We start from the raw sequence: 17,123 nt of genomic DNA, 5'->3' as shown, positions 1-17,123 counted from the left end.
ATCCCCTGCAAATAAAACCCTGTACCGAACGGTACAGGGTTTTTTAGCGGCATTTCGAAAAAGTTCTTTAATCCCAGAATAAAACATGATAAAATGTAAGCGTTATCAATAGTTGATCAAGGAAAAGGGGGAAGCAGAATGACGAAGCGCGTATCGGAATCCCGCAACATGTATGAGGACTTCGTGGTGGAGACAGACATTCTGTTCTTTAAAACCGGATCGCACGGTTTGGTCAGCTTTCACGGCAGGAACTATAATATAAAAAAGAGAATGACTGCCGACAACATCAATTCCCTGGTCTCGGGCAAACAATTCTACTATGTCGGAGGCAACTGTTACGTCAATATCGACAAGGTGACGGACGTCGAGCAAGGCATCGTATACTTCGGGGAGAAGGCTCCCTCCGCCAAGCATCTTCGAATCCCGAGATGGAAGCAGGAGCCGCTCAAGCGGCTGGTCGCCGAAGCGAGACAGCCGGTCCTGTAAGACGACGAGCTTACGCTCCTGTCCTACGCGCAAAGCACCCGCCTTCCTGTTATAGGAAAGCGGGTGCTTTTGTGCTATTAGGACCGCCGATTCATGTTACAGCTTCAGCTTTTTCAAATTGACGATGTAGAGGTTTTTCAAGGGCAGCGCCCCGTTCCGATACTTCCTCGCCCCGGACTCGAACAGGACATACAGATCGTTGCCGCGGAGCGCGATATTCTCGGACATCGGCGGCATCGCCAGCGGTGTCGCCGCCGGCTTGCCCGAGGTCCCGCGGGTATAAATCAGGAGCGTGCTTGCGTTGTTGCGGCCGCATGACTGGCTGTACAGCACCCGCGATTTGGTCACCACCGCTCCCTGCACCCTGTCCGGTGTCGTCCAGGTGTAAGATGGCTTGCGGCCAGGCGGCAACAGATCGCTGCCAGTCAGCTTATACCCCCGCAGCTTGCCCTTTGGTCCCGGGGCGCACTGCTTCTTCCCGATATCTTCTCCGTCCATATATTCGCCTACCCACAGAACCCCATCAGCATAGGTTGCATAGGAGGCTTTATGTCCGAGCGAATATTTGCTCATGACGATATTGCTGTAATCCTTCTTGCTGCTGAGCGTGCTTAGCGGAATGCGGTAGACATTTTTACCCGATGCGATCCACAGATGCTTCTTGCTTACCGCAAGTCCGCCAACATGTCCGGTATGCTTCTTGCCTCCGCTCTCATATAAATAAAGCGTCTTGATCCGTTTATTCGTTTTGCTGTTTGTGATCGAGATGGAGCTGGCTTGATTTTTGTTTTTGTTGCCCCAGTAATGGGATATGATAATCCAGTTTTTGCTTGGCACGAGCGCCAGCCCCTGAGGCACCCACTCCTTGTTTCCGCTCAGCCCCGGGGTCGGCGCTCCCTTTCTGCTGACATCGAAAAACTTCTTGTATTTGGAGGCCGCATCAGCTTTCCCGGATGCCGTAAGCCCGCTCATCCCGAGCAGCAGCACCGCGCATAACATCGTGAGTGTAAACCGCTTTATCGCTCGAAGCATGGTCATCCAACACCAGCCTTTCTTTCAAAATGTAAGGATGATAATATTTAGATACTACGTTTTCGGAAAGGATGTTATGTCATCGAAACGATCTTTGATCCGGACGTCTCACAATCCTTTGCCGCCTTCTCCCCCTGGCACTTCGTCGCTATCGGGATGCTGGCCGGCCTCGGACTGCTGCTGTTTCTGTTCCGGTACAGGATTCGAAGCCGTCCTTGGCTTCGGCAAGGGGTACGGATCGGCCTGTTGGCTGCATTGGTATTGCCTGAAGCAGCCCTTCATGTTTGGTACGGCGTCACCGGGATATGGGATCCGGCCACGTCCCTGCCGCTTGAGCTCTGCAGCCTTACATTATTTCTATCAGCTGCAGTGCTGCTAACGGATTCGGCAAAGCTGTATCCGCTCGTCTATTTTGCAGGCATCGGCGGGGCGCTTCAGGCCATTCTGACGCCCAATCTCGATTATCCATTCCCGCATTTCCGCTTCTTTCATTTCTTTATCGTCCATATAGCCATTATCTTAACGGCACTGTATATGACTTGGATTCGCGGATACCGTCCGACCTGGAAATCGATCGGCCACACCATGCTGTTCCTGAACGCCGCTGCACTTGTGGTCGGACTGGCAAATGCAGCGCTGGGGTCCAACTACATGTTTTTGATGCATAAGCCGAATACCCCTTCCCTGCTTGATCTCCTAGGGCCGCATCCCTATTACATTCTCGCAGAGGAGCTCATTGCGCTGTGCCTGTTTGTCGTCATGCATATTGCGTTCTTTGCCATTCCGGAGCGCGTGCGGAAAAGACGGAGCCAGGCTAACCCATCCTCTTTCAGCTTGAAAGGGTAGCCTCAAGCGGTGACGCTGCTGCTGCCCGACGATTATCGCGGGACTCGGACAACGCGCCATATTGGCCAGCTGTAAAAAAAGCGTACGGACATGTCAACCCGTAAACCGGGTGGTTCCAATACGCTTTTTTTCACTCGATTGAAAGTCTTGTCGATCAGTTCTTCATGTATAAGCGCGAGGTGGATTCCCAGATCTCGCCCGGCGCCAGCCCGAACAGGCCGATTTCGTCGGCCGGCAGATCCACATTCGGCGCGTTGACGAGGTTGACCTGCGGCTCCGGACAGAAAAACTTCCCACATGCCTTGTTGTTCCAAACCATCCACTGCTTATAGGAAGTGCCTACATCGTATACGAATGTTTTGCCGATGCGCGTATCGGTCAGCTCCATGCGGTTTCTCCCGTTTTGCTGAGCAGCCGTATAATGATTGTCCATCTCGGCAAAATACGGGCTGACTCCATCGCCGCGGAGCTTCTCCTCGTCCGGAGTCAGCGGCTGGAAGCGACCGGTCGGCAGCATGCGTTCATTGAGCTCCCAACGCTCGCCGATGGTCATGCGGACAACCACATCGTCTGCCGTGCTCCCTGGCGCAAACGGCGCCATGATCGCTGTATGGAAGGCGAGCAGGCAAGGCATGTCGCTGTCGCCTTCGTTGCGAATCAAGACATGCTGGGACAGACCGTCTTGATTAAGCGTGTAGCGCAGACGGAAGGTGAAGCGGTGAGGCAGCATCGCATATACCGGATGGTCTTCATCGACCTTGACCGATACGACGACATAGCTGCCCGCTTCCGTGCTGCCATACTCCTCGACCCACCACGGAGTCGTATGTAAAAAGCCATGCAGATGATTGCCCGTTGCCTCCTCATTCACCGGAAACTGATAGGTCTTGCCTTTCCATGGGAACCGTCCGTCCTCATAGCGGTTTGGCGGAAACAGGACAGGGATTCCGTGTACGCCGGGATTCTCCTTGAACGACTCCATTTCGTCCGCTTCCGGCTCCCGCAGAAACCGGTAACCGCTTTCGATATCCCGGTAGGCTATAAGATTACCGCCGACTGCGGGCAAAATTGCCGCTTCATAAGGGCCGTGCTGCAGCCATACCGCAGGCTCGCCGTGGAACGTGCCTTCATACGCTTTGTGGTTCATCGGTTGATCTCTCCTCTCATATTTGACGACGTATATAGAATATCACACCGATGCCCATGCTTCTATAACTTGACCGATCAAAACAAGACCAACTCCCGCTTCACGCGCCCGGGAGCTGGTTGAACATTAGGGATGGATTCAGGATGACAGCTTGCTTGCAGAAGCCGCCGCGGCTTCCAGCCCGCTCTCCTCGGAAGGTGCGGCATGCTCCGCCCTGGCAAGCTCCTCTTGCAGCTCTAAAGTGTACATCTCCTTCTCATCATTGCTCCAGCCGAGTAACGAAGCCATATAATCGATGACCGGCTCCTTCCATCTCTTGGTCCATTCGATATTGAACAGCAATGAACCTGTCCGGCGGATAAAGAAGTCGACCGGCTTCACGGCCATTTCGTGCTCGATCGCATACCGCAGCGGAACGAGCACCGACAGCGGCAGCGCCTCCGCTTCCTCCTGTGCTCCCGTGCCCGCGGCTTCCTCCCCTGCCAAGCGGAACAATTCTGCCACATTGGAGCCGTACATTTTCGCCCACTGCTCTGCAAGCTTCCGTTCAATCCCAAGCGCCGCGCCCTGATCGGCTTGAATGCGCACATAATCCGGGAATTGAGCGGAACCGCCAACCTTGCCGCCGGATATCGGAAGCTCACGGGTTATGCCGGCGCCGTAAGACTTGCCGCCTCTCTCTTGAAGACGCTTTGCAACAAGGTCGACGACGGTTTCCGCCATCTTCCGGTAGCCGGTCAGCTTGCCGCCCGCAATCGTAATAAGCCCCGACGGAGATTCCCAGATCTCATCCTTGCGGGATATTTCCGAAGGGCTTTTGCCTTCTTCCAGAATGAGCGGCCGAACGCCGGCCCAGCCTGACTCTACGTCGGACGGAGACAGCTTGATGTCCGGGAACATATATGATATCGCCTTAAGGATGTAATCCCGGTCCTGGATTGTAATGAACGGCCGTGCGGGATCAGCTTTATATACCGTATCCGTAGTCCCGACGTATGTCTTTCCATCCCTTGGAATCGCAAACACCATCCGTCCGTCCGGCGTATCGAAGTATACGGCTTGACGAAGCGGGAACTTCGATTGATCGATCACCAGATGCACGCCTTTGGTCAGCTGCAGCATTTTTCCTTTCTTGGATTTATCCATTTCCCGCACGCGGTCGACCCACGGCCCCGATGCATTCACAATCTGACTGCCGGTCACCTGCCGAACCTCACCATCGAGCATGTCTCTGGCCGTGACGCCGGTAATGCGTCCGTTCGCATCGTAATTCAGCGATTCGGCCTTTACATAATTGAACACGTTCGCGCCTCTGGCCGCCGCTTCCTTCATGACTTCCAGCGTCAGTCTGGCGTCATCCGTCCGGTATTCCACGTAATATCCGCCGCCCTTCAAGCCGTCCCGCTTGAGGAGAGGCTCCCTCTTCAGCGTCTCCTCCGAGGAGAGCATCGAGCGCCGCTCTCCCCGCTTGACGCCGGCGAGGAAATCATACACCATCAGCCCGATCGACGTGCTGAATTTGCCGAACGTGCCGCCTTGGTGAATCGGAAGCAGCATCCATTCCGGCGTCGTGACATGGGGACCGTTCTCATAAACCACCGCTCGTTCCTTGCCGACCTCGGCTACCATTCCGACCTCGAACTGCTTCAGATAACGAAGCCCGCCGTGCACCAGCTTGGTCGAACGGCTGCTCGTGCCGGATGCAAAATCCTGCATTTCCAGCAGCAGCACTGACATGCCGCGGGTTGCTGCATCGAGCGCGATGCCTGCTCCCGTAATTCCTCCGCCAATGACGATTAATTCGTAATGCGTGGTATCCATCTCCCGGAATCGCTTCTTGCGGTCCAGGCTTGAAAATGTCCGTAAATGCTTCACAACTGATCCCTCCCTGTATGTTTTACCCGAGCTCTATATACCCTAAATTCCTGAATTCCTAATATCTAGAGGCGACTAAAAAGACAACAAAAAAGAGACCACAAACACACAACGATATCCCCGTCTGCCGGGTTTTTGTGTGTCCAGTGGTCTCTCCAAGTCTCCAGACATGTATTCACTTAATATTTATTATAGCATAATTCCCGTCAATGAAAAGCCATTGTCGCATAAACGGCTTTTTTCCACCCGTTGTACAGCTTCTCCCTGGTCTCCTCCGGCATCTTCGGCTCGAACCGCTGCCCGGCAGACCACAGACTGCGGATTTCGTCCTGGTCCTTCCAGAACCCGACTGCAAGGCCGGCGAGATAGGCCGCTCCGAGCGCCGTCGTCTCCAGGATGTCCGGCCGTTCGACCGGCACGTTCAGAATATCGCTCTGAAACTCCATGATGAATGTGTTGGCAGCCGCGCCGCCATCCACCCGCAAAGCCGGAATCCGGTACCCGGAGTCCTCAATCATGACAGACAGCACGTCCCGCGTCTGGTAGGCGAGCGATTCCAGTGTTGCACGGATAAAATGCTCCTTCGACGTGCCTCTCGTCAGGCCGAAAACAGCACCGCGCGCTTCGCTGTTCCAATAAGGGCTCCCGAGTCCGACGAAAGCGGGAACGACGTACACGCCATCCGTTGAATCTACCCGGCGTGCATACGGCTCGCTATCCTTCGCCTCCCGGAACATCCGGAGTCCGTCGCGCAGCCACTGAATCGCGGAGCCGGCAACGAATACGCTGCCCTCCAGAGCGTACTGCACCTTGCCTTCCAAGCCCCAGGCGATCGTCGTAATCAGGCCATGCTCGGAATTAACGGGCTTATCCCCCGTATTCATCAGCATGAAGCTGCCCGTGCCGTAAGTCGTCTTGACCATCCCTTCCGAGAAGCAGGCCTGACCGAACAGCGCCGCCTGCTGGTCCCCGGCCGCTCCCGCAATCGGAACCTCGCGCCCGAAGAAATGATACGACACCGTGTTCGCGTATACCTGTGAGGAAGGCTTCACCTCCGGCAGCATCACGGCCGGAATATCGAGAAGCGCAAGCAGCTCTTCATCCCATTTCAGTTCATGAATGTTATACAGCATCGTCCGCGATGCATTGGAATAATCGGTCACGTGGGCCTTGCCCCCGGACAGCTTCCAGATGAGCCAAGTGTCGATCGTACCGAAGAGAAGCTCTCCACGCTCCGCGCGCTCACGGGCCCCCTCAACATGATCCAGCAGCCATTTGATCTTCGTTCCTGAGAAATACGGATCAATCAGGAGTCCTGTCTTCTCCCTAACCATCGAATCATGTCCGTCCGCAATCAGCTGCTCGCACAAGCTTGCGGTCTGGCGCGATTGCCAAACAATCGCATGGTAGATCGGATCACCGGTCTTCCGGTCCCATATGACCGCGGTCTCCCGCTGGTTCGTGATGCCGATGCCGGCAATCTGCTCCGTCTTGACTCCTGCTTCCGACAAGCAGGTGGCGATCACGGCAAGCACCGAGCCCCAAATTTCGTTGGCGTTCTGCTCCACCCAGCCCGGCTGAGGGAAGTACTGCGGAAATTCCTTTTGGGCGGAATGCACGATTTGCCCTTTCCGGTCAAATAATATCGCCCGCGAGCTTGTCGTTCCCTGATCCAGCGACAGTATATATTGCTCCAATTCGTCAGCTCCCCTTCCGATTGAGATTCATGTACCCCAAGATTACGTGCTGATGGAAACGTTGTCAAATCGAAGATTCGATCAGCGAGAAGCCGAACAGATCTTGCAGCAGGACGGCCGCTGCGCCGATCAGCTTGTCGTCACCGCCCAGCGAGGCGAGCCCGAATACCATGTCATTCGCGAGGATCGGCATGGCATGCCGGCCAATATAGTTGCGAACCATCGCCAGCAGCTCCTCGTTCCCCAAAGCCATTTCTCCTCCGAGAATAAGCGCCTCCGGATTAAACATATTCACAAGGTTCACGATGCCCGCACCCAGATGCTCCGCCACCTCCTCGTTAATCGAGATCGCCAGGCGGTCACCGCGCCGAAGCGCCTCCTTGTACATCGAAGGGTCAATTTTTGCATAGTCGCCGCCGCTTAGCTCCTGGATCAAGGTCGGCCGCCCCGTAGCGATCGCCGTTATGATGCGGGAATAGATCGCCACCCAGCTGATGCTGGTATCCAGGCAGCCGATATTTCCGCATTCGCAGCGGATGCCGTTCCAGTTCACGCTGGTATGGCCGAACTCCCCCGCTCCTCCATGCTTGCCGCGAAGCAGGGTATCGTTAATGAGAATCCCGGATCCGAGGCCATCGCCGATCGAAATGTAAATCAGGTTGGAGTAGGCATAATTGCCGAACCGCCGCTCAGCCAGAGCCACCGAGTTCATATCGTTCTCTACCCATACCCGTAAACCGTACTGCTCCTCCATGATCCGTTTCAGCGGGACGTTCTCCATCCGCAGCTTGGTGTTGTAGTAGACGACGCCCTGAGTATCGCTGACGATTCCGGGCACGGTAACGGATAGGCCAACGCATTGTCCTCCGCCGCCGTAGGATCGGATAAAATCATCCGTAAGCTGCAGGAGCCGCTCAACGAGCTCTTTTCCCTGAAGTCCGTCGATCGGAAAAGTGGCCTTTTTCAATATGCTCGCTTCCAGGTTCATCGCCGCCAGAATGATGAGGGAATTCGTGATCGCAACCGCAAACAGATAGTGGTTATTGGGATTGAATTGAAGCAGGATCGGCTTTCTGCCCCCGCTGGAGGAGCCGGTTCCGATTTCAACGACGTAGCCGTCCTTGATTAATTCCTGCACGGCGGACGCCACCGTTGAAGGACTGATGTTGTTCTTCTTGGCCAGGTCGATCCGGGAGATCGGACCCTCCGTCCTTATCTTGTTTAGCACCTTGGACCGATTCAGCGCCTGGATCAGCTTGTGGTCGCCTTTTTTCATATTGTTCAAGCAAGTTCAACCTTTCTTTCGTTTCATCATCGCTTCGTTCCCGGTTGGTACCCTGGGAGCTGGCGGATCAAGCGCTAGTTACACTATACCATTTCGGGGAATCTGTTATAAACTTATTCCATTAACGAAAATAACTCAAGTTCCACAGGTGCAGCAGCGACATCATAAAATGTGAAAAAAATAATTTAAAACAAAATGAAACCGCTGTCTTGAAATATTTTGAATCAAAATATATAATCTTTCGCAACAGAAGCATCGTTATTCCACTCAAAACATTGCATACCTGTGTCAACTTTTTTCGATCACTGGAATAACTATGACTTTTTAATCACAGATAAAGGGGGCAATGCAAGAGGAGTCATTTTCAAGCCAAGCGTCAAGTTGGAGTCACGTGTTGGATCAAACCAAGTTCCTTAGGGAGGTTTTATGTGATGAGAAAAAGAATGGCGGTCCTGTTTTCCGTAATCCTGATGCTCGCAGCCGTTCTGTCCGCTTGCGGCGGCAATGCGTCCGGCGGAGAGAATGGCAAGAAAGTGATCAATGTCGCCTTGTGGGATGAAAATGTGCGGGAGACGCTGGATCAATCGATCAAAATCTTCAACCAGAAGCATCCGAATGTCGAGGTCAAGGTGACGTACACGCCATGGGCGGATTACTGGACCAAGCTGAAAACAAGCCTGGCCGGCAACAGCGGCCCGGATGTGTATTGGATGAACGGTCCCAACTTCCACTCGTACGCTTCCTCGGGTCTCATCAAAGACCTGTCCCCGCTCATTGAACAAAGCGGTCTGGATACTTCGGTCTATAACGAAGCGCTGATCGACATGTATACGTATCAGGGCAAGCTCCACGGCCTTCCTTACTTCCAGGATTCCATCGGTCTGTACTACAACAAGGAATTGTTTGATAAGGCCGGTCTTGCCTACCCGGATGAAACCTGGACCTGGGAGACGCTGGAAGAGAATGCCGCCAAGCTCACCGACAAGGCGAACGGCATCTACGGCTATATTGCCCCGATCGACAGCCAAATCGGATATTACAACTATATCTCCCAAGCGGGAGGCTACGTCATCTCCGAGGATAAGACAACCTCCGGCTTCAATACGCCGGAAGCGCTGGAGGCGTTCAAATGGCAGCAGAGCTTGATCGATAAGGGCTATTCCCCTACGGCTCAGCAGCAGCTCGAGACGAAATCCCGCCAGCTGTTCGGTTCAGGCAAAGCCGCCATGTTCCCGGGGATTTCGGTCAATTCGCCGGAGCTCTACGAGCTGCTTGGAGACAAGCTTGGCGTTGCGGTCCTCCCGGCGGGCAAGGAGAAGGCCTCCATCGTTCATGGCCTGAGCTGGGCGATCAACGGAAAGACCAAGGTCGAGCAGGAAGCCTGGGAGCTGATCCAGGTTCTGTCCGGGAAAGAGGGGCAAGAGCTGCTGGCGAAATCGGGCTTCTCGATGCCTGCCTATAAGGGAACGGAAGAAGGCTGGCTCAAATCGATTCCGTCCTTGGACCTGCAGGTGTTCGTAGACAGTCTGGATTTTGCCGTCCCGTATCCCGTTTCCCAGAAAACCGCGGAATGGCAGGATGCCGAGGTTAAGGAAATCCAGGCAGCCTTCCTGGGCAAAAAGTCATTTGAAGAAGCTCTCAAAAATGCCGGGGATCAGATGAACGCTATTTTGGCTACCGAAACGAAATAGGAGCTCATTGGCTTTTCTGATCATGAAGTGACACCAGCTCTTCTAGCAACTCGCTAATCCGAATTACTCGATAACGAATGAAGAAAGGACGGTGCTGCTTGTGAGCTCTCCTGTAACAGTCACCACGGATCCGCCGGGAACGTCCGCCAAACGAAAGCCCTCCAAGCTTTCGATCAACGAGGCCATCTGGGGTTATGTCTTCATCCTGCCTGTGGTGCTCGGCCTGGGTCTGTTCTACATGGCTCCTTCCGCCGCATCGCTGTTCCTGTCGTTTACCGCATGGGACGGGTTGACCTCTCCCCGGTTTATCGGCATCGACAATTTTGTCAATCTGATGCAGGACGACAAGTTTACGGGATCCTTGCTGAACACGCTCCTGTATACCGTCGGCACGGTCCCCTTGTCCGTCGCGCTGGCAACGGTGCTGGCGGTGCTGCTGAACCAGAAAATCAAAGGGATGGTCTTCTACCGGACGCTGTATTTCATCCCTGTCATCACGATGCCGATTGCGGTCGGCATGGTATGGAAATGGCTGTACAACTCGGAATTCGGCTTGATTAACTATGTGCTGGGCGCGATGAATTTACCGCAGCCGAATTGGCTGTTCGATGAGAAATTCGCCCTCTTCTCCATCGTCCTTGTCAGTGTATGGAGCAGCATCGGCTACAATGCCGTCATCCTGCTGTCGGGATTGCAGGGAATCTCGGGGAGCTACTACGAGGCGGCCTCCTTGGACGGGGCCGGGACGCTGTATAAGTTTTTCCGGATTACGCTGCCGCTGCTGACGCCAAGCTTGTTTTTTGTACTGGTTATGTCCTTCATCAATTCCTTTCAGGTGTTCGATCTGATCTTTATCATGATGGACCAGCAGGCCACGATGCTCGAATCCACCCGGACGGTCGTATACAGCATATGGGAGGACGGCTTCAAGTACTTTAATATGGGCTATGCATCCGCCCAGGCCTTCATCTTGTTCATTGTCATTCTGGTGATTACGATGGTCCAGATGTATATCCAAAAGCGCTGGGTTCATTACCAATAACGGGAGGAGGAGTATACGACGTGAAAACGACAACCCGAACCGATAAAACGAGCCGTCTGGCTGCCCATCTCCTGTTAGCTGTCGGCGCGCTGGTCATGATCATGCCCTTTCTGTGGATGCTCTCCACCTCGGTCAAATCGTTCGCGGACTCCATGTCCGTCCCGCCGAAATGGCTCCCGACCGAATGGCGCTTTGATAACTATGCCCGGGTGATCGACAGCATAGATTTCGGCACGTATTACTTGAATACGGTCATAGTCACGCTCGGGCGAACCGCCGGCCAGCTCGTGCTGTGCTCCCTTGCCGCCTATGCCTTCGCAAGCCTGCGGTTCCCGTTCAAAAATACGATATTCCTCGCGCTGCTGGCCGTGCTGATGGTGCCATCGCAGGTCGTCATGATTCCGAGCTTCGTCATCATGCGCGAGTTCGAATGGCTCGATACGTTCTACGTGCTGATTGTGCCCGGCATATTCAGCGCCTTCGGCACATTCCTGTTAAGGCAGTTTTTCATGACGCTGCCGAAGGATCTTGAGGAGGCCGCCAAAATCGACGGCTGCAGTTATTTCCGCATCTACTGGAACATCTATTTGCCACTGTCCAAGGCCGCGCTCGTCTCCCTTGCCATCTTTACGATACTGGCATCCTGGAACGATCTGCTGTGGCCGCTGATCATGACCAGCTCCGAGGAAATGCGGGTGCTCTCCATCGGTATTTCCAGCTTCCAGGGACAGCATTCCACCGATTACCCGCTGCTGATGGCTGGCGCGGTAATGGCCACGCTTCCGATCATCATCCTGTTCATTTTCCTTCAGCGCTATTTCATTGAGGGGATTGCGATGAACGGTATTAAGGGTTAACGGTTAAGCGGCTTGTTCTGCCGAAAATTTGATTGTAGTTCACATGGTTTACGAGCCCGGCCGACAAGAGCGTCGCCGGTCTCATCTATAAAGGAGTGTATGAAGTGATACGTGTATTAGTTATCGGGGCGGGCACCATGGGAAGAGCCCACGCTTCAGCCTATGCCGTGATGCCTGGCGTGAAGCTTGTCGGCATCGCGGACATCCAGGCGGACAAAGCGAGCGGTCTGGCTGCCAAATGGAGCACCCGAGCGTTCCCTTCCTTCGAGGAAGCGGTGCAGGAGCTTGGCCTTGCCGGTATCGATGTTATCGACATTTGCCTGCCAACCCCTCTCCATAAGGAATATGTCGTGAAGTCGGCCGATGCCGGCAAACACGTCATCTGCGAAAAGCCGATCGCCCGCAGCGCGGAGGATGCCGCATTCATGATCCGCTATTGCCGCGAGAAGGGGGTTCGATTGTTCGTCGGGCATGTGCTTCGGTTCTTTCCGGAGTATGTTAAAGCCAAAGCGCTGCTGGACCAGGGATCGATCGGCAAGCCAGCCGTCATCCGGGCCGGCCGCGGCGGCGGTTATCCGATCGGCTGGAATGACTGGTACAGCGACTTCAGCGCCAGCGGCGGCGTTACGCTCGATGCGATGATCCATGATTTCGACTATTTGCGCTGGTGCTTCGGCGAGGTTGAGCGCGTATACGCCAAGGGGCTTCACGGCCGCCATCAGGCCCAGCTCGATTATGCGCTCGTGACCCTGCGGTTCCGAAGCGGAGTCATCGCCCATGTCGAAGGGACTTGGGCCCATGAGGGCTTCTCCATGCATTTCGAAATAGCCGGAACGAAGGGCGTTATAGATTACGACAGCCGGACGGACACCCCGATCGTATACAAATCGCGCCGCCGTTCGGAGACGGTCCCGGGCGTCATCGTCCCGGAAAGCCCGCTCGCCCAGAGCCCGTATTACCGCGAGCTTGCCCACTTCATGTCCTGCATTCAGGACGGAAGCGACCCGCTGGTCACGGCGGAGGATGCGCTCGAGGCATTGCGCATCGCGCTGGCGGCACTGTCGTCCATGTCTTCCGGTCAGCCGGTTCTGATAGATGCAGATTCCGGAGCCTTAGTCGGTGCTCATTCATATAGAGGGGTGATGTCATGAAGATTGGCGTTATAAGCTTTGCACATATGCATGCATTCAGCTACACGAAGGCGCTGCTCCAGATTGACGGCGTGGAGCTGGCCGGAATCGCCGATACCGATGCGGAGCGTGGAGCCAAGTATGCGGAATATTTCGGAACGACCTATTATCCGGATTACCGGGAGCTGCTGGCGCAAGGCATTGACGGTGTCATCGTCACTTCCGAGAATGCCCGTCACAAAGAGCATACTCTTGCCGCTGCCAAGGCCGGTGTCCATGTTCTCTGCGAAAAACCGCTATCCACCAATATAGCGGATGCCCAAGAGATGATTGAAGCATGCAAGGCAAGCGGGGTGCTGCTGCAGACCGCCTTCCCCGTCCGCTATAATTCCACGGTCATCCGCGCCAAGCAATTGGTGGATGACGGTGCATTAGGCCGCATCCTGGCCATGAAGGGGACCAACCGGGGGCGCAATCCCGGGGGCTGGTTCATCGACCCGGCTCTCTCCGGAGGCGGCGCCGTCATCGATCATACGGTGCATGTAGCAGACATTATGCGCTGGATCTCCGGCGCAGAGGTAAAGGATGTCTACGCCGAGGTCGGCCATTTGATTTCGGAGAAGCCGATCGATGATTGCGGCATGCTGACCATGGAATTTGAAAACGGCGTGTTCGCGACGCTAGACTGCAGCTGGTCCCGCAATAAGGAATACCCGACCTGGGGCGACGTTACCTTGGAAATTATCGGCTCGCAGGGGACGATCAGCGTGAATGCGACCAGCCAGAAGCTGCACGTCTACACCGATGAGTCCGGCTACCGCCATCATGCATGGGGTGACAGCATGGATGCCGAGCTGATCCGTGATTTTATATCGGCCATCTCCTCCGGCGCAGCCGAAGCATCAGTCACCGGCGAGGACGGATTACACGCACTCGCGGTTGCTGTAGCTGCATACCGTTCATCGGAGCAGGGACGGACCGTGACCATGCAGGAATTGGACTAATCCTAGGGGCATTGCAAGGGTAATTACAGACGGCAGCCTCATAAAGCTTGAGTTTGTCACCGTACGCTCGGTGCGTGGAGCTAGCATGTGTTTCGCACTGGCATGTGCGTGGAGTTGGCGTGTGCTTCGAGCTGGCATGTGCTTCGAGCCGGCTGTGCTTCGAGCTGGCATGTGCTTCGAGCCGGCTGTGCTTCAAGCTGGCATATGCATGCAGCTGGCATGTGCATTCAGCTGGCGCGTGCTTCAAGCTGACATGTGCTTTGAGCCGGCATGTGCATGAATCCGTGCATCCCTAAATGCCCCCATGCTTCCTATGGCTTTATATCGGCTGTCTTCCGGTATTAAGAGAAAATTACCGTGTTGAATAATATGGAAATCAGGGATATAATCACGAGGACTACGTACCGAACGGGTGTGGTACGTTAACCTAACCACTAGGAGTGATCAATGCCAATGATTAAAGCAGGCGTAATCGGGGCCGGGGGGATGGGCGCCGTACACATCAAAAATCTCCACGAGCATGAGCATGTGCAGCTCGCCGCCATTTGCGATTCCAACGAAGCACTCGCCAAGGCACAGGCGGAGCAATACGGAGCCGCTTATTATACGGACGGCAGCGTCATGATCGAACAGGAGCCGCTCGATGTGCTGTATATCTGCATCCCGCCGTTCTGCCACGGCGATCTGGAAGAGCGAGCGGCAGCGAAAGGCATTCATTTGATGGTAGAGAAGCCGCTCGGACTTGATCTCGAAGCTGTCCGCAGCAAAGCGAAAGCCATCGCGGACAGCGGAATTATTGCCGCTTCCGGCTATTGCTTGCGTTATTTGGATACGGTTGCAATCGCAAAGGATTATCTCAAGGACAAGAAAATCGGAATGGTTCGCGCCCATTACATCACCGTGCCTGTACCAACACCATGGTGGCGCAAGAAAGAGCTATCGGGCGGCCAGCTCGTGGAACAATCTACGCATACCTTGGACCTGGTCCGCTATTTATGCGGCGACATTACCAATCTGTACGCGAATATGGATCTGCTTCTCGTGAAGGATATCCCGGATCTGGACATTCCGGATGTCGGCGTCATCCAGTTCGTGCTCGAATCCGGAGCGCTTGGACAGATGCAAACCGGATTCATCCAATTCGACCATCGCACAGGCGTCGAAATCATGGGACGGAATTTCCGCCTTGTTCTCGACGGTACGACGCTGTCCATTGTCGAGAAGGGGAAGGAAACGATTTACCGCAGCAACTCCAACTTTTATAAAAACCTGACTGATGCGCTGGTCGAAGCCATCCGGCAAAAAAATCCCAGCCTGGTTCTGGCATCCTATGAGGAAGGCCTCAAGACGCTTGAAGCGACGCTGGCCGCGAACGAATCCGCAGAGACCGGCCAGGTTATTCAGCTATCATCTAATAAATAAAATCATGCATGGCAATAAGGGCGATCCCGCAGCGTCAACGGGGATCGCCCTTCTTAGATCCGTTCTCCAATGCCAATATACGAACAAATCATAAACATAAATGAACTGCAATTACACTGCCATCAAACTACAAACCAAGCGAAATGTACTTGACCTCCAAAAACTCATCGATCCCGTAATGCCCGCCTTCCCGTCCAAGCCCGCTTTCCTTGAAGCCTCCAAACGGCGCTTGGGCTGTAGACGGAACGGGATCGTTCACGCCCACGATGCCGTAGTCCAGCGCTTCGGCGATTCGCACCGCTTCCCCGAGATGCTGCGTGAATACATAAGCCGCCAGCCCGTACGGACTGTTGTTGGCGCGCTTAATCGCCTCCTCGATGGCGGTGAAGGTGGTGATCGGCGCCAGCGGCCCGAATGTTTCCTCCTGCATGCACGCCATGTCATCGGTAGCGTTCATAATGACGGTCGGTTCCACGAAGCGACCGCCGAGCTCAGGCAGCTTCTTTCCGCCGGTCAGCACGATGCCTCCCTTCGCCTTCGCATCCTGAATCTGCTTCACCACTTTATCCACTGCGTCCTCGTTAATGAGTGGTCCAATATCGGTACCTTCCTGCAGGCCGTTACCTACCTTCAGCTCGGAAGCAAGCCGCGCAACGCATTCCGCAAACTCTTCAGCTACTCGCTCCTCGACATAAATCCGGTTCGCGCAGACGCAGGTCTGTCCCCCGTTGCGGAACTTGGACGCGATCAAACCCGAAGCCGCCTGCTCCAAATCAGCATGCGCCGTCACGATAAACGGCGCGTGTCCGCCGAGCTCCAGCGATATTTTCTTCACATTCGCGGCCGCCCCGGCCATCAGCTTCTTGCCGACCTCGGTCGAGCCGGTAAAGGACAATTTGCGCACCCGGCCGTCCTGCTGCCACGCCTCCGCGATTTCACCAGAGGGACCTGTCACGAGGTTGATCACTCCTGCCGGAATGCCTGCTTGCTCCGCAAGCTCAACCAGCTTGATGGCGGTAAACGGCGTCTCGCTTGAAGGCTTGATGACCACGGTGCAGCCCGCAGCCAGCGCCGGCGCGACCTTACGGGTTATCATCGAGGCCGGAAAGTTCCAAGGCGTAATCGCAGCAACGACTCCGACCGGCTGTTTGGTTACGATAATCCGCTTCTTGTTCGACGAAGCGGGAATCGTCTCGCCATAGATGCGTTTGCCCTCCTCCGCATACCAGGAGACAAAGCTGTTCGCATAGGCAATCTCCCCTGCCGCCTCCTTCAGCGGCTTGCCCTGCTCCATCGTCATGATCCGCGCCAGCTCATCGGTATGCTCGCTGATCCGTTCAAACCAGCGGCGAAGCAGATCCCCGCGCTCCTGGGCCGTCAGTCCCGACCAATGCCCGAATGCTTCAGCCGCGGCATCCACGGCTTGTTCGGCCTCGATTCTGCCGGCCTTCGGCACGGTCCCGATCACCTTGCCGTCCGCCGGATTATACACCTCAATCGACTTGTCCGTCCGGATCCATTGTCCGCCGATGTATATTTGATCTCGAAACATCTATATAACCTCCTGTCTTCCTGCAAGACTGCAGCCATCCTGCAACTTAAACCCTGA

General features: G+C 55.0%; 14 protein-coding genes. 8 read left to right on the top strand and 6 right to left on the bottom strand.

The genetic code is table 11. From position 1 onward, the window contains the following. The first annotated feature begins 138 nt into the window (after positions 1 to 138). Positions 139 to 486, top strand: a complete 348-nt coding sequence (locus NST44_RS15470; RefSeq protein ID WP_007132153.1) for a hypothetical protein — start codon at positions 139 to 141, stop codon at positions 484 to 486. A gap of 96 nt (positions 487 to 582) precedes the next feature. Here NST44_RS15470 and NST44_RS15465 read toward each other — a convergent pair whose 3' ends face one another. After that, positions 583 to 1,518 carry a hypothetical protein gene (locus tag NST44_RS15465; protein WP_245255955.1) on the bottom strand — a complete coding sequence of 312 codons (936 nt, stop codon included), beginning with the start codon at positions 1,516 to 1,518 and terminating at the stop codon, positions 583 to 585. A gap of 51 nt (positions 1,519 to 1,569) precedes the next feature. On the opposite strand from NST44_RS15465, the gene NST44_RS15460 reads away from it, so the two are divergent. Beyond that, positions 1,570 to 2,364, top strand: a complete 795-nt coding sequence (locus NST44_RS15460; RefSeq protein WP_338112076.1) for a YwaF family protein — start codon at positions 1,570 to 1,572, stop codon at positions 2,362 to 2,364. 154 nt (positions 2,365 to 2,518) lie between these two features. On the opposite strand, the gene NST44_RS15455 is transcribed toward NST44_RS15460, so the two are convergent. The 4 genes from NST44_RS15455 to NST44_RS15440 form a co-directional block, all read right to left on the bottom strand. Continuing rightward, on the bottom strand, positions 2,519 to 3,511 hold the full coding sequence (locus NST44_RS15455) for an aldose 1-epimerase (protein ID WP_007132156.1): 993 nt from the start codon (positions 3,509 to 3,511) through the stop codon (positions 2,519 to 2,521). Between the two features lie 138 nt (positions 3,512 to 3,649). Beyond that, a complete protein-coding gene (locus NST44_RS15450) occupies positions 3,650 to 5,332 on the bottom strand; it encodes a glycerol-3-phosphate dehydrogenase/oxidase (protein WP_083832668.1) in 1,683 nt (560 codons plus the stop codon). Between the two features lie 260 nt (positions 5,333 to 5,592). Next, on the bottom strand, positions 5,593 to 7,083 hold the full coding sequence (glpK, locus tag NST44_RS15445; protein WP_210094715.1) for a glycerol kinase GlpK: 1,491 nt from the start codon (positions 7,081 to 7,083) through the stop codon (positions 5,593 to 5,595). 64 nt (positions 7,084 to 7,147) lie between these two features. Continuing rightward, the gene (locus NST44_RS15440; protein WP_245255968.1) at positions 7,148 to 8,359 is read right to left on the bottom strand and encodes an ROK family transcriptional regulator; all 1,212 of its coding nucleotides are present in this window, start codon (positions 8,357 to 8,359) and stop codon (positions 7,148 to 7,150) included. A 440-nt stretch (positions 8,360 to 8,799) separates the two neighbouring features. Here NST44_RS15440 and NST44_RS15435 point away from each other — a divergent pair, with 440 nt between their 5' ends. The 6 genes from NST44_RS15435 (at position 8,800) to NST44_RS15410 (ending at position 15,514) form a co-directional block, all read left to right on the top strand. Continuing rightward, positions 8,800 to 10,059: an ABC transporter substrate-binding protein gene (locus NST44_RS15435; protein ID WP_028405352.1), complete on the top strand. Its 1,260-nt coding sequence runs from the start codon at positions 8,800 to 8,802 to the stop codon at positions 10,057 to 10,059. A gap of 100 nt (positions 10,060 to 10,159) precedes the next feature. Then, the gene (locus tag NST44_RS15430; RefSeq protein WP_210094717.1) at positions 10,160 to 11,101 is read left to right on the top strand and encodes a carbohydrate ABC transporter permease; all 942 of its coding nucleotides are present in this window, start codon (positions 10,160 to 10,162) and stop codon (positions 11,099 to 11,101) included. 20 nt (positions 11,102 to 11,121) lie between these two features. Further along, the gene (locus NST44_RS15425; RefSeq protein ID WP_007132162.1) at positions 11,122 to 11,958 is read left to right on the top strand and encodes a carbohydrate ABC transporter permease; all 837 of its coding nucleotides are present in this window, start codon (positions 11,122 to 11,124) and stop codon (positions 11,956 to 11,958) included. Positions 11,959 to 12,062: 104 nt separating this feature from the next. Beyond that, positions 12,063 to 13,109: a Gfo/Idh/MocA family protein gene (locus NST44_RS15420; RefSeq protein WP_007132163.1), complete on the top strand. Its 1,047-nt coding sequence runs from the start codon at positions 12,063 to 12,065 to the stop codon at positions 13,107 to 13,109. Next, positions 13,106 to 14,092, top strand: a complete 987-nt coding sequence (locus NST44_RS15415; protein WP_144869130.1) for a Gfo/Idh/MocA family protein — start codon at positions 13,106 to 13,108, stop codon at positions 14,090 to 14,092. Before NST44_RS15420 ends, NST44_RS15415 begins: the two co-directional genes overlap by 4 nt. A 453-nt stretch (positions 14,093 to 14,545) precedes the next feature. Further along, positions 14,546 to 15,514: a Gfo/Idh/MocA family protein gene (locus NST44_RS15410; RefSeq protein ID WP_144869142.1), complete on the top strand. Its 969-nt coding sequence runs from the start codon at positions 14,546 to 14,548 to the stop codon at positions 15,512 to 15,514. A gap of 127 nt (positions 15,515 to 15,641) precedes the next feature. Here NST44_RS15410 and NST44_RS15405 read toward each other — a convergent pair whose 3' ends face one another. Further along, on the bottom strand, positions 15,642 to 17,066 hold the full coding sequence (locus NST44_RS15405; RefSeq protein ID WP_144869133.1) for an NAD-dependent succinate-semialdehyde dehydrogenase: 1,425 nt from the start codon (positions 17,064 to 17,066) through the stop codon (positions 15,642 to 15,644). Between the last annotated feature and the right edge of the window lie 57 nt (positions 17,067 to 17,123).

The organism is Paenibacillus sp. FSL W8-0919, assembly GCF_038003785.1.
In the GTDB taxonomy this organism is placed as follows: Bacteria; Bacillota; Bacilli; order Paenibacillales; family Paenibacillaceae; genus Paenibacillus_AQ; species Paenibacillus_AQ lactis.
The sequence above is the reverse complement of the archived record's forward strand: the minus strand, read 5'-3'. Positions and strand labels throughout refer to the sequence as shown.

What these genes read in the sequence shown, in the direction of transcription:
- NST44_RS15440 (WP_245255968.1), bottom strand. Translation starts at nt 8,359, where the DNA reads ATGAAAAAAGGCGACCACAAGCTGATCCAGGCGCTGAATCGGTCCAAG.
- NST44_RS15410 (WP_144869142.1), top strand. Translation starts at nt 14,546, where the DNA reads ATGATTAAAGCAGGCGTAATCGGGGCCGGGGGGATGGGCGCCGTACAC.
- NST44_RS15470 (WP_007132153.1), top strand. Translation starts at nt 139, where the DNA reads ATGACGAAGCGCGTATCGGAATCCCGCAACATGTATGAGGACTTCGTG.
- NST44_RS15435 (WP_028405352.1), top strand. Translation starts at nt 8,800, where the DNA reads ATGAGAAAAAGAATGGCGGTCCTGTTTTCCGTAATCCTGATGCTCGCA.
- NST44_RS15450 (WP_083832668.1), bottom strand. Translation starts at nt 5,332, where the DNA reads ATGGATACCACGCATTACGAATTAATCGTCATTGGCGGAGGAATTACG.
- NST44_RS15405 (WP_144869133.1), bottom strand. Translation starts at nt 17,066, where the DNA reads ATGTTTCGAGATCAAATATACATCGGCGGACAATGGATCCGGACGGAC.
- NST44_RS15455 (WP_007132156.1), bottom strand. Translation starts at nt 3,511, where the DNA reads ATGAACCACAAAGCGTATGAAGGCACGTTCCACGGCGAGCCTGCGGTA.
- NST44_RS15465 (WP_245255955.1), bottom strand. Translation starts at nt 1,518, where the DNA reads ATGCTTCGAGCGATAAAGCGGTTTACACTCACGATGTTATGCGCGGTG.
- NST44_RS15415 (WP_144869130.1), top strand. Translation starts at nt 13,106, where the DNA reads ATGAAGATTGGCGTTATAAGCTTTGCACATATGCATGCATTCAGCTAC.